The following is a 12710-nucleotide window of genomic DNA, read 5'->3' on the forward strand; positions in this document are numbered from 1 at the left end:
TCCGTTAGGGGAAGAAAAACCGGCCGCCCTACGCATGGCTGTGCGTGTGGCTGGGTAAACTTGCCGCTCTTTGACGGGGGTCCGGGCCCTCCGTACCCGTCGGGACGTGACGTCCATCACGGTCCCGGCCGCCGTCGGAGAGTGACAGGCCACCCCTCCACCTTCCCACGGATACCACGCATCGCCGTGTCCACGCCGGTCCGCCCGTCCGGAGGCCCACGGCCGTCGCGGCGGTGGGCGCCCGGCGGCCGGGGCCCGTCGCCGCCTGCCGTCCTCAGACCGCCGGCGCCGGCGGCGCGGGCGGCCCCATGGGGGTCGCCGGGGGCGCGGTCCAGGGCCGCGCGGGCACCGCGGGAGTCGCAGGCACCCCAGGAGGGGAGGGCGGCGCCGGTTCGGCGGGCGGTGCTGGCGCCCCCGGCACCGTGGGCGTCGCCGGCGTCCCGGGAAGGGAGGGCGTCCCCGGGGCGGCGGGCGTCGCCGGCAGGCGGTGGGCGCCGTGGGCGGTGCGGGTGACGCCGGACAGGAAGCCCCGGGCCCGCGGGGAGGCGCCGTCGGTGAGCCAGGCGGGGTCGATGTCGCAGACCGCGACCCGGACGTCCGTGCCCGCCAGGGCCAGCGGAAGGGTGTGCACCACGGTGGACGGGAAGCTGAGCACGGTGCGGGCGACCGGCCCGCGGCGGGCGACCAGTTCGAGGGGCAGCTCGGGACGCACGACCTCCAGCCCCGTCTCCACGGCCAGCCGGTGGAGCTTGTCCGTGCCCTCCCGGCGGTGGGCGAAGTAGCGGGTCGCGCCGTGGGCGCGGGCGAGGTCCCCGACGGCCGCCAGGTAGGCGTCCCGGTCCACCACCCCGGTCTCCACCAGCGAGGTGCCCACCAGGTCGGCGCCCCCGGTGACGCGGGGCGGGCCGAAGCGCTCCCTGGTCCAGGCGAAGGTGTGCGGGAGGACGGTGACGCCGGGCGGGATGGCGTCGACCGGCATGGAGGAGAACACCTCGACGGTGCGTCCGCCGCCCGGGGTGAGGCGACGGCGGGCCGCGCCGGACACCGGGGCGAGCAGCAGGTCCCGGGGCCCCGGCCGGCCGCCCTTGCGGTGCCAGCGGACCAGGCGCTCGCCCCGGGCCAGCTGGCCGACGAACTCCATGGTCGCGGTGCCGTCGTCGACGACGACCAGGGAGGGGGCCCGGGTGAGGGTCAGCAGCAGCTGGACGTAGCGGGAGAAGGGGTCGCCGAGGACGACCCGGTCGGCATGGCGCAGGGCGGCCCTGAGGCCCCCGACGGTGCGCAGCGGGGCGCCCGGTCCGCCGCGGGCCTCCTCCCAGCGGACCTGGTGGCCCTCCTCGCGGGCCAGTGCGCCCATGCGGCGCAGCTGGCCGCGGGTCATCGGGTCGACGGGGGACAGCACCACCAGGGTGAGCCCGGCGCCGGGAGCGTGGGCGTGCGCCCACTCCAGCACGTTCAGCAGCTGTACCGGGCTCTCCACGAAGGCGAGCGTGCGGGGGCCGGTGCTCCCGGCGCGGGGGCTCATCGGGGGGTCACGCCGTCCGGGTCTCAGACCGTCAGCGGCTCGCCCGCCGCCGCGGCGATCTCGGCGTCGGCGACCACTCCGGGCACGCGGCGCAGCTTCTTCATCGGGCCCAGCTCGGAGTCGTAGACCTTCTTCACGCCGTCGCCGAGGGACGCCTCGATGGTGCGGATGTCGCGGACCAGGCGGCTCAGGCCCTGCGGCTCGACGGACGCGGCCTGGTCGGAGCCCCACATGGCGCGGTCGAGGGTAATGTGGCGCTCGACGAAGGCGGCGCCGAGGGCGACGGCGGCGAGGGTGGTCTGCAGGCCGGTCTCGTGCCCGGAGTAGCCGATGGGGACGTTCGGGTACTCCTGCTGCAGGGTGTTGATCACCCGCAGGTTGAGCTCCTCGGCCTTCGCCGGGTAGGTGGACGTGGCGTGGCAGAGCAGGATGTTCTCGGAGCCCAGCACCTCGACCGCGTGACGGATCTGCTTGGGGGTGGACATGCCGGTGGACAGGATGATCGTGCGGCCGGTGGCGCGCAGTTCCCGCAGCAGTTCGTCGTCGGTGAGGGAGGCGGAGGCCACCTTGTGGGCGGGGACGTCGAACTTCTCCAGGAAGGCGACGGCCTCGGTGTCCCACGGGGAGGCGAACCAGTCGATGCCCTTCTTCCGGCAGTAGGCGTCGATCTGGCGGTACTCGTCCTCGCCGAACTCCACGCGGTGGCGGTAGTCGATGTAGGTCATCCGGCCCCAGGGGGTGTCGCGCTCGATGTCCCACTGGTCGCGCGGGGTGCAGATCTCCGGGGTGCGCTTCTGGAACTTGACGGCGTCGCAGCCTGCTTCGGCGGCGGCGTCGATCAGCTTGAAGGCGTTCTCGATGTCGCCGTTGTGGTTGATGCCGATCTCGCCGGTGACGTAGACGGGGCGGCCGGGGCCGGCCTCGCGCGGACCGAGGGTGCGGATGCGGGAGTGGGTGCTCATGACCGGGGGTTTCCTTACCTGGGGAGGGAATCGAGGGAGGGGCCGAGGATCCAGCCGGCGATCTCCCGGATCGCGCCGTCGCCGCCCCGGAGGGTGGTGACGGCGCGGGCGGCGCCGCGGACGGCGTCGTGGGCGTTCGCGACCGCCACGGGCCAGCCGACGAGGGCCAGGCACGGGAGGTCGTTGACGTCGTTGCCGACGTAGAGCACGCGCTCGGGCGCGATGCCCTGTTCGTCGCACCACTGCTTGAGTGCGAGGTCCTTGCGGTCGACGCCGTGCAGCACGGGGACGCGCAGCTTGCGTGCGCGGGCGGCGACGACCGGGTTCTGCTCGGTGGACAGGACGAGCAGCCTCAGGCCGGCGCGGCGCAGGGCCGCGATGCCGAGGCCGTCGCCGCGGTGCACGGCGACGAGTTCCCGTCCGTCGGAGTCGATCAGCACCCGGTCGTCGGTCTGGGTGCCGTCGAAGTCGAGGACGACCGCGTCGAGGTCGGCGGCCGTCGGCAGGGCGCCGGGCTCGCCGGCGTCGAGGAGCGGCGCGAGGGCGCGGGCCCGGGCGAGGTCGTGCGGGTCGTCGATCTCCAGGACCCGGGCCGGGTCGGTGCGCACGGGTTCGGTGCGGCCGAAGAAGCGGTGCCGGTGGGTGCGGAAGCCGGCCGCGTCCATGGCGTAGGCGGCGCCGGTCTCCAGCAGGTCCTGCGGGCGGTCCTGGCGGCGGGGGCGGACGGCCTTGTCGTGGTTGACGCCGTGTCCGCCGCCGGCCGTCCCGGCACCGGTGGCCGCGCCCCGCGCGTCCTGGCCGTCCGCGCGGTCGCCGCCGCTCGCGTCGGCCGCGCCGTCCCGCCAGAGGAAGCCGTGGAAGGGGGCGACGGTGACGGCCGTGTCGGCGCGGCCGGCCGCGACCGCGGCGGTCACCGCGTCGACGTCGCCGGAGGTGAGGAACGGGCTGGTGCACTGCACCAGCAGGACCACGTCGACCGGGCCGCCGTGCGCGTCCTCGTGGGCGTCCAGGGCGTGCAGGACGGCCGCCTCGGAGGTGGCGGTGTCGCCGGACAGGGCGGCGGGCCGCAGGACGACCTCCGCGCCGGCCCGCCGGGCGACGTCGGCGATGACCGGGTCGTCGGTGGAGACGACGACGTCCGTGACGTGCCGGGCGGCCCGGCAGGCGCGCACCGCGCGCGCCACCAGGGGGACGCCGCCGACGGGGGCGAGGTTCTTCGCGGGCACTCCCTTGGAGCCGCCGCGTGCGGGGATCACGGCGAGCACCCGGCGCGCCGTGGGCGGAGAGGACATGGGATCAGCTCCTGGAGCCGGGATCGGGGTGGCGGGCGGCGGGGTCACAGCTCCCCCATGCGGCGGATGGCGGGGGCCACCCGCTGCACGCCGTGCCGGTAGGCGCCGCGGGCGGCCCGGCGCACGATCTGCCGGACCGGGCCCGGGGCCCGGTCGGTCGCGGGGGCGCCGGGCAGCGGGGTGCCGTCGGGGGCGAGGTGGTGGCGGGCGAGGACGCCGGGCAGGTAGCCGGGCGCGGTGGCGGCCGTGTAGTAGGGGGCCAGCGGCGGGAGTCCGCCGGGACGGTCGAGCAGGGCGCTGATGCGGGCGCGGGCGGCGTCGAAGGCGTGCTCGTACGCCCCGGCCCCGGCGGCCGTGCCCCCGGGAGCCACGCCCTGTCCCGCCACCCACCGGGGGTCGGGTTCCGGGCGGTGGCCGGCGTCGAGCCGGTCCCAGGAGGTGAGGCAGCCGGAGCCGACGAAGTGGTGGTTGCCGAGCGCCTCGCGGACGCCCAGGTCGGTGAGGACGGCGGTGGGGATGCGGCGGTGCAGGGACTCCAGGGCGGCCGTGGAGCTGACCGTGACGAGCAGGTCGGCGCTGTCCAGCACCTCCCCCATGTGGCCGTGGACGAGGCGGAGGTTGGCGGGGAGGTCGAGGCCGCGGGCCAGCTTCTGGTAGGGCACCTCCTCCAGGTGCGTGGTGTGCTCCCCGGGCTTGGAGCGCAGCTTGAGCAGCACCTGCCGCTCAGGGTGGCGGCGGGCGTGCCGCACCAGCCGGTCCAGCAGGTACGCGCGTTCGCGGCGGCTCTCCGGCACGGAGGGCTGGGCGGCGAACACCACCGTGTACGGGTCGCGCGGGCCGGTGTACGGCTCGCCGCCCAGGAAGGGCAGCGCCACCTCGGTCACCGCGGACGCGTCGGCGCCCACCCCCTCGTACACGGCGCGGAAACGCTCCGCGTCCCGGCGGGAGTTGGCGAGGACCAGATCGGCCCCGTGCCGCAGCAGCAGGCCGTCGGCCAGCTTCTCGTAGACGATCCCGACGTAGCCGGTGACCACCACGGGCCGGTCCGGGCGGTCCTGCCAGACCCGGCCGAGTCCGTGCAGCATCGCCTGCACTCCCCCGCCGACGAGGGCGAGGACCACCACGTCGCAGGGCTCCTCGTCCATGGCGCGCAGGAACTCGGCGGCGGTGACCTCGCTCAGGCCGTCCGCCGGGACACCGACCTCGGTGAGCTGGCGGGCGGTGGGGGTCGCACGGCCGCGCAGGAGGTATCCGTCCAGGCGGATCTCCGTGTCCCCGGGGGCGAGGCGGCGCGCGGTGAGGGCGCCCCATTTCCACCGGGTGTCGGAATCCGCGAGAACGGCCACTCGCAGGGAATTCGTCGCACTTGCTGGCACGCCGAAGACGCTAGGAAGCAATTCCGAGGAACGGCCCAACCGGAATCCAACAAACGGTGAACAGCCGCCCCCCGAAAGGCGAATCGGCCCGCCGGAACCGCGGAATTCCGCCCACGTCACGGCTTCGCCATATGCCGTTCACCGGAAGGAAAGAATCAGGTCAGAACGAATGCCGGGCCGTCCTCTAGCGTCGCCGACGTGCTCAAGCTCTCCGTCATCGTGCCGTTCTACAACGTGCGGCCCCATGTGCCCGATGCCCTGCGAAGTCTGCGTGCCAACGCGCGCGACGGCTTCGAATTCATTCTCGTCGACGACTGTTCGACCGACGGGACCGCGGAACTCCTCGCCGCCGCGGAACGCGACCTGCCGGGAGCCGTGCTGGTCCGGCACGAGCACAACGGCGGACTGGCGACGGCCCGCAACACGGGCATCGACCGGGCCCGCGGGCAGTACCTGACCTTCCTGGACGGCGACGACTGGCTCGCCCCCGGCCACTACGCCCGGCTGGTCGCCGTGATCGAGGAGCTGGGCTGCGACTTCGTGCGCACCGACCACGTGCAGTGCACGGCCCGGGCCCGCACCGTGCACCGCGTCCCGCACGGCCGTCGCAACGTGCCCCTGCGCCCCCGGGACGCGATCCTGCCCGCCCACCGGTCGACGTCCGTGGACTACGCCTACGCGTGGGCGGGCATCTACCACCGCCGGCTGGTGGAACGCGGGCTGCTGCACTTCACCGACGGGCTGCGCACGGCGGAGGACCGGCCGTGGATATGGCGGCTGCACCGGGAGGCGGACTCCTTCGCGGTGACCGGCCTGCTCGGGGTCTTCTACCGGCGCGGGCTGTCCTCGTCGCTCACGCAGATCGGCGACGACCGGCAGCTGGACTTCATCCGCGCGTTCGACCAGGTGGTCGAGGAGACCGCCCGGGACCCGGAGGCGGCGGCCCTGCTGCCGAAGGCGGTGCGCACCTACTGCGCCATCATCGCCCACCACCTGGGCAACCTGGACCGGTTCGAACCGCCGGTCGCCCGGCGGCTGAGGACGATGAGCGCCGCCGCGCTGCACCGCCTGCCGCAGGACGTGCTCGACGGGGCGCTCGACGCGATGGACGCCGGGCGCGCCACCCGGCTGCGCCGGCTGCGCCGCCGTCCGGTGTCCGCCGTGGAGGGTGCCGCGTGACCACCCGCCTCTTCCTGGCGTCCACCCTGTACGGCGCCGCCACGCTCGCCGCGGCCCTCGACGCGGGCTGCTTCGGCCCGGCCGACCGGCGGATCCTGCTGGTGTCCAACAACGCGGCGACGCCCGAGACGACCCCGTCCGTCGACGAGATGCCCGGCTTCGCGCCGCTGCGGTCGCGCTTCGACGACGTGGTGTCGTGGAACGCCACCGTCTTCCCCTTCCACCCCGGCGCCTGGTCCCCGCGCCCGGACGACGAGCCCCTGTGGGAGCGGCACCTCCGGCTGGCCTGGGGCATCGGCGACGACGACCTGGCGCTGACCGTGGAGTCCCTCCAGGTCGACCCGGCGCTCGGGCTGGCCCGGGTCTTCACCGACGCCCCGCTCACCGTCTACGCGGACGGCCTGATGAGCTACGGGCCCACCCGCAACAAGCTGGACCCGCTGGTCGGCACCCGGGTCGAACGGCTGCTCCACCTCGACCTGGTGCCGGGCCTGCGCCCGCTGCTGCTCACCGAGTTCGACGTGCCGGCGGAGGTGGTGCCGACGGCGGCGTTCACCGAGGTCCTGGCCGAACTCGCCGAGGCGGCCGAGGCGGCCGACGCGGCGGGAGCCCCCGTCCCGGCCGAACTCCCCACCGCGGCCGACCCGACGCCGCAGACGGCGCAGGCGGCACAGGCGGCACAGGCGGGGCACACGGCGCCCGCGATGCCCGCCTCCCCCGCCTCCCCCGGCGCGGCGGCCCCCGCCGGACCCGCGCTGCTGCTCGGCCAGTACCTGTCCGCGCTGGGCATCCTCACCGCCGAGGAGGAGGAGCACCTGCACGTGCGGATGCTCCGGGGCGCGGCCGGACTCGGCCACACCCGCGCCGTGTTCAAGCCCCACCCCACGGCCCCCGCCCGCTTCACCCGCACCCTGGAGGAGGAGGCCGAACGGCTCGGTGTCCGGCTCACGGTGGTGGACACCCCGGTGCTCGCCGAGGTGCTGTACCAGCGGCTGCGCCCCGCGCTGGTGGTGGGCTGCTTCTCCACCGCGCTGCTCACCGCGTCCGCGTTCTACGGCCTGCCCGTCGCCCGGGTCGGCACGGACACCCTGCTGGAGCGGCTGCGCCCGTACGAGAACAGCAACCGCGTCCCGGTGACCGTCGTGGACGCCCTGCTGCCCGCGCCGGACGACGTCGCGGCGGTGGCCGCGGGGCGCGGCGCCCTGGACACCGACGCGCTGGCGGACCTGGTCCGCGCCGTCGGGTTCGCCATGCAGCCGCGGCTGCTGCCGGACCTGCGGGCGGAGACCGAGCGGTACCTGGCCACCCGGCTCGACGCGCGGACCCGGCGGTACTTCACCCGGAAGCGGCTGACGGCCCTGGGCCTGCCCGGCGGCGTGCCGGCCCGGCTGGCGTTCCTGCCGCGCAACGCCACCGTGCGGCGGGCCGCGCGGACGGCCCGCCGCCTGCGACGGGCGGTGGCGCGCGGCTGAGCGTGCCCCGCCTCCTCCTCCCCTGCGACCCGTGAGGCATCCATGACCCGACTCGGCCGGCTGTATCCGCTGCTGGAGGACGTCCGTCTGCCCGACGGCCTCCCCTACTCCCAGGTGAGCGCCTGGGAACTGCGTTTCCTGTACCTGCTGGGCCGTCACCACCTCACGGGCGAGGACCGGCTGGTCGAGCTGGGCTCCGGCGGGGGCGGCTCCACCTACGCCCTGGCGCTCGGGCTGCGCGACAGCCCGGTGTTCGACGAGCGCACGGGACGGCTGCACGCCTACGACTTCTTCCGGGTCGGCCGGGGCACCTTCGCCACGGAGAAGTTCTTCGACTCGGGGGAGAAGCCCGCCGACGACGACTCCTTCCTCGCGGACTTCCGCGGGCGGCTGGAGCCGTTCCTGCCGTTCCTGGAGATCCACGCCGGGGACCTGTGGCGGACCTCCGACCCGGACGACACCAGCCCGGTGGAGTTCCTGCACGTCGACATCGCCAAGACGCCGCGGGTCTTCCGGTGCGTGGCCGAGCGGTTCCTGACCCGGCTGCGGCCCGGATCGGTCGTGCTGCACCAGGACTTCGCCGGCCCCCGGCTGCCGTGGCTGCACCACAGCACCGGCGCGCTGCTGCCGTACATCGAGCTGTCGGGGCCGCCGATCCGCTCGACGCTCGCCTTCGAGGTGGTGCGGCCGGTCCCCGGGCACGTCATGAGGGCGATCGCCGAGGACGCGTACACGGTCGACGAGAAGCTGGAGCTGATCTCGGCCGTGCAGGAGCGCGTGGACCGGGACCACACCGGCGGCATCCCGTTCCGGCCCGTCCTGGAACTGGCCAAGGCCTACGTCGCGCACTACGCCGGCGAGCACCGGCGGGCCTGGTCGCTGGCGAAGCCGCTGCTCGGCGACGACTACCTCGCCCGGACCCGCGCCGACCACTTCGCGCAGCTGCGCAGGGCCCACGAGGAGGCACGGCCGTCCCACGGCGGGGCGCCGCTGCGGCGGCTGGTCCGCCGGGCGCTGGGCCGCTGACCCGGCACGGGCACGAAGCCCGGCACGCGTGCGCCCCCGCGGACCGGCGGTCCGCGGGGGCGCACGGCGTCGAGCGCCGTCCACGGCTGCTCGTGGCGGCGCCCGGCGCTCAGGAGCCGAGCAGGGCCCCGAGCTCGGCCGCGTTCTCCTCGGTCACCTTCCACAGCTCCCGCTGGCGTGCGTGCACGTCGGCCACGGTCGCCGCGTGGTCGTCCAGGACGGCGAGGGCGCGTTCGGTGAGCACGGCGCCCAGGTTCCGGTCGTGCACGGAGACGCCCCACTCGGGACGCTCGATGTCGGCGAGGAAGTACGCCATCTTCGGGTGCGAGATCAGGCTGACGATCGGCGTGCCCACCCCGAACGGGATCATCCCGGCGTGCCCCCGCATGCCGATGACCAGCCGGGTGCGGGCGTACAGGTCCCGGATGGCGTCGTTGCCGAAGTCGTACATCGGGATCACCGGCAGCGAGATGCCGTGCTCGCGCCGCAGGTCGAAGGCGATCCGCTCGTCGTCCAGCGAGTGAGCCGCGCAGCGGACCTCGGTGTGGGCGCCGATGTTCCGGACCGCCTCGGCGATCTGGGCGAGGAAGTGGCCGTAGTCGTGCCCGAAGCGCAGGCCCGCCCGGTCGTAGGCGGCGTTCAGCAGCACCGTGTCCTCGCGTTCGGCGGGGTCGCTCCAGCCGGGCACCAGCATGCGGCTGACGGTGGTGGGGCAGGGCTGGAAGCGGACCCGGTCGTGCAGGCGGACCGGGAGCAGGGCGCGGACCTTGTCGATGGAGCCGTGGTTGCGCAGCCCGAAGAAGGCGGACTTCTCCACCAGCAGCCGCAGGCTCTCGCGGAACCGTCCGGCGCGGTAGGACTGCCCGTCGAAGGCGTTGAAGCCGACCGCGTAGACCATGACCGGTACGTCGAGGGCGCGCAGGTGCTCGTCGGGGACGTTCCACTGCCAGGCGCTGTTGCCGTTGGGCATGGTGTCCGGGATGAACAGGCCACCGCCCCCGATGACCAGGCCCCGCCGGGCGTTGACCCGCTCCACGGCCCCGCGGTCGAAGAGGCGGTGGGCGTGGACGGAGTGCCAGCGGCGGGAGCCGGTGTCCGGGCCGAAGGCCAGGCGCACGCTCTCCGGCAGCAGCTTGTCGCCGGCGTTGCCCTGCCGGTCCATGTAGAAGGCGACGTGGGCCAGTTGGTCCTCGGGGCTGCCCTCCTCCGGCGGGGGCACGGCGGCGGCGCGCTCCGCCCACAGCCGGCTGGGCCGGTGGGTGGGGTCGACGGACAGGCCGGCGGTGGCGTGGCGCAGGGCGGTGGCGTCGTCGCCGTGCACCCAGGCGATCTGGGCGAGCCGGGCGGGCGCGGTGGCGGCCCGGTTGGGCGCGGCGGTGGCCAGCCGCAGCCGGGCCCGGGCCTCCTCGTACCGGGAGACGCTCATCAGCGCGTGCCCGAGCACCTCGTGCGGCCAGGCCGCGGCCGGCGGGATGCGCACCCGGCTCAGGATGTCGACGGCGTCCTGGTAGTCGCCGGCCGCGATGTGGGCGGCGGCGACCCGGCGGGCGGTCTCGACGTCCCCGGTGCGGGCCACGTGCGGGGTGCCGTAGTGCACGAGCAGGTCGTGGTGGAGGGCGCCGGGCAGGGCCAGGAAGGCGGCGTGGAAGTCCGCGTCCGTCAGGTCGTAGGCGTGCCAGCGCTCCTCCGCCGTGGCGTACCCGGCCTCGCCGCCCTGCCAGGGCTTGTGGCGGCCGGTGAAGTGCAGGACGGCGGTGTCCTCGGGCACCGGGAGGTCGCCGGACAGCCGCCGCTTGACGAAGTTGTAGCGGGCGTCGAGGCGCACGAAGTCGCCGTCGAGGACGGCGTTGAGGATGCCCTGGTCGTGCTTGTCGAGTTCGTAGTCGCCGCCGCGTCCGGTCGCGTCGAGCCGGTCGCAGAACGCGTCGGTGAGGTACTCGCGCTGGATGACGAGGAGGCCGGAGTTCAGCTTGTGCCGGCCGTGGAAGAACTGCGGGACGGCGGCCAGGCCCTCGCGCAGCCGCAGCAGCTCACCGAGGTCGCCGAGGACGACCATGTCGGTGTCGAGCGTGACGATCGTGTCGTAGTCCCGGATCCGGAACACGTCGAGGATGAAGTACGCCTTGCGGACGAGGTAGTTGTCCTGGTCGCCCTTGCGGTAGGTGTCGTAGCGGGCGGCGTCGACGCGGCGCAGCACGATCCGCGGGTGCAGGGCGCGGATCCGGGCGACGGAGCCGGGCCGCAGGCCGTCGTGGAGGACGACGAAGTCCTCGCACACCTCCGGGTTGGACAGCGCGAGGCTGCGCAGCAGGGTGAGGAAGCCGGGCAGGTAGTTCTCGTCGACGTAGGCGGCGAAGGCGATGCGGCGCCTGCCGGTGAGCCGGCTGTCGGTGAGCCGGCTGTCGGCGGCCGGGGCGCCGGCGGGCACGGGGGCGGGAGCGGGGGCGGTGGTGGTCATCGCAGGCTGATCCTCAGGTCGGTCACGTGCCGGGCCCGGCGCATGACCCAGTCCCTCTCGCCGGTGTACTCGTGCACGGAGGTGATCGGCAGGCGCATGGCCTCGGGCACCCGGTAGGCGCCGCTCTCGTAGAAGTCGAAGCCGATCAGGTCGAGGACGGGGCTGACGTCCAGGAAGTCCAGCAGGAACAGCATGTTGAAGCCGGTGGTCGGGATGCCCGGCCACTCCTCGGCGGAGAGCCGGCCGATGTTCCGCACGGGCCAGCGCAGCGACTCGTCGCCGAGGAAGGTCTGGGCGCCGGGCACCAGGCGGTTGCGCAACGAGTACTTCCAGTCGCCGGAGACGCCCCCGAACACCAGCCGGGTCGTGACCTGCCGGTCCCAGTTGAAGCCGTGCTTGTGGATGGTGGCGTGGAGGTCGGTGCGGCGGCCGGTGTGCGCGGGCTCGACGCGGTAGGAGTTGAAGCGCACCACCAGGTCGTAGGCGTCGATCTCGGCGCCCATCCCGCTGGTGGCCACGCGGCCGGAGTTGGCGACCAGGCAGACCGACTTGCCGGCGATCAGGTTGCGGAACTCGCCGAGGCTCAGCCACCGCGCCCCGCCGATCGTGGGGTCGGCGACGGGGCCGCGCATGCGGTGGCGCCGCTGCTCGGCCCAGAGCGCCGTCACCTCGCCCAGGGCGGCCGGACCGCCCTCGTGCGCGATCCGCAGATCCAGGTACTGGTCGAGCAGTTCCTGCCGGTCGCGCACCGGCGCCCCCTCGGCGGCCAGCGCGAGGAGCGCCCCCACCAGGCGCGGCTCCGCCTCGGCCCAGTCACCAGCGTCGTGCGCGGCCAGTCCCTCGGCGAGGACGTCGGTGGCCGGCCCGCCGGCGAACTCCCCGGCGCGGGGGCAGTCCCGCCGCAGCAGGGCGAGCAGCTCCGCCTCCCGTTCGGCCGCGTCGCGCAGGCCGGCGACCTTCGCGCGGACGCCGAAGCCGTCGTCCTCGGTGAGCTCCAGGTAGCGCTCGTAGGCCGCCACCGCCTCGGTCTCCTCGCCGAGGGCCTCCAGCAGCCGGGCGCGCAGCCGCCACCCGGCCCGGGAGTTGCGGCGGTGCTCCAGCACGGTGTCGCTGATGACGAGGGCGAGGTCCAACTCGTCGTCGTAACCGCACTCCAGGGCCTTGTTCGCGACGGCCAGCAGCGCGTCGAGCAGGTCGCCGTCCAGCGGGGACGACGGGGCCGCGGCACCCTTCACCGCCCGCTTGAGCCGGGCGGCGGCACCGGCCGGGGCGGGCGCCGGGGCCGCCGTGGCCCGGGTGGCGTTCAGGACGAGCAGCCGGCGGAGCTGCTCGGCGAGGTCGACGCGGCGCCGGTCGACGCTGCCGACGAGCTTGGTGCTGTGCACCGCGCAGGCCCGCAGACAGTCGTCCACCTCCCCTC

Annotated in this window: 8 protein-coding genes and 1 pseudogene; 3 read left to right on the top strand and 6 right to left on the bottom strand. The window is 74.8% G+C overall.

Features of this window, described 5'->3' with window-relative positions:
• Nucleotides 1-463: 463 nt before the first annotated feature.
• The 4 genes and pseudogenes from AC02VZ_RS17510 to AC02VZ_RS17525 all read right to left on the bottom strand — a co-directional run.
• A pseudogene (locus tag AC02VZ_RS17510) lies at nt 464-1525 on the bottom strand (hypothetical protein); the annotation flags it as partial.
• A 23-nt stretch (nt 1526-1548) separates the two neighbouring features.
• Nucleotides 1549-2487, bottom strand: a complete 939-nt coding sequence (locus AC02VZ_RS17515; protein WP_432056955.1) for an N-acetylneuraminate synthase family protein — start codon at nt 2485-2487, stop codon at nt 1549-1551.
• A 14-nt stretch (nt 2488-2501) separates the two neighbouring features.
• The gene (locus AC02VZ_RS17520) at nt 2502-3779 is read right to left on the bottom strand and encodes a cytidylyltransferase domain-containing protein (RefSeq protein ID WP_476475811.1); all 1278 of its coding nucleotides are present in this window, start codon (nt 3777-3779) and stop codon (nt 2502-2504) included.
• Between the two features lie 44 nt (nt 3780-3823).
• Entirely contained in the window at nt 3824-5155 is a 1332-nt protein-coding gene (locus AC02VZ_RS17525) for a DUF6716 putative glycosyltransferase (RefSeq protein ID WP_476475812.1), read from the bottom strand.
• A 198-nt stretch (nt 5156-5353) separates the two neighbouring features.
• Here AC02VZ_RS17525 and AC02VZ_RS17530 point away from each other — a divergent pair, with 198 nt between their 5' ends.
• Genes AC02VZ_RS17530 through AC02VZ_RS17540 form a run of 3 tightly spaced genes read left to right on the top strand, consistent with a single transcriptional unit; the run spans nt 5354 to nt 8832 of the window.
• Complete coding sequence (locus AC02VZ_RS17530; RefSeq protein ID WP_476475813.1) at nt 5354-6334, top strand: glycosyltransferase family 2 protein; 981 nt, start codon at nt 5354-5356, stop codon at nt 6332-6334.
• Nucleotides 6331-7806 carry a polysialyltransferase family glycosyltransferase gene (locus tag AC02VZ_RS17535; protein WP_432056959.1) on the top strand — a complete coding sequence of 492 codons (1476 nt, stop codon included), beginning with the start codon at nt 6331-6333 and terminating at the stop codon, nt 7804-7806. Before AC02VZ_RS17530 ends, AC02VZ_RS17535 begins: the two co-directional genes overlap by 4 nt.
• A gap of 42 nt (nt 7807-7848) precedes the next feature.
• Nucleotides 7849-8832 (top strand): hypothetical protein, encoded by a 984-nt coding sequence (locus AC02VZ_RS17540; protein ID WP_432056960.1) that lies wholly within the window; start codon nt 7849-7851, stop codon nt 8830-8832.
• Nucleotides 8833-8941: 109 nt separating this feature from the next.
• Here AC02VZ_RS17540 and AC02VZ_RS17545 read toward each other — a convergent pair whose 3' ends face one another.
• Nucleotides 8942-11290 carry a glycosyltransferase gene (locus AC02VZ_RS17545; protein WP_476475814.1) on the bottom strand — a complete coding sequence of 783 codons (2349 nt, stop codon included), beginning with the start codon at nt 11288-11290 and terminating at the stop codon, nt 8942-8944.
• Entirely contained in the window at nt 11287-12702 is a 1416-nt protein-coding gene (locus tag AC02VZ_RS17550; RefSeq protein WP_432058721.1) for a glycosyltransferase family 29 protein, read from the bottom strand. Before AC02VZ_RS17550 ends, AC02VZ_RS17545 begins: the two co-directional genes overlap by 4 nt.
• Nucleotides 12703-12710 lie beyond the last annotated feature (8 nt).

This window comes from Streptomyces sp. 3-6, assembly GCF_056323165.1.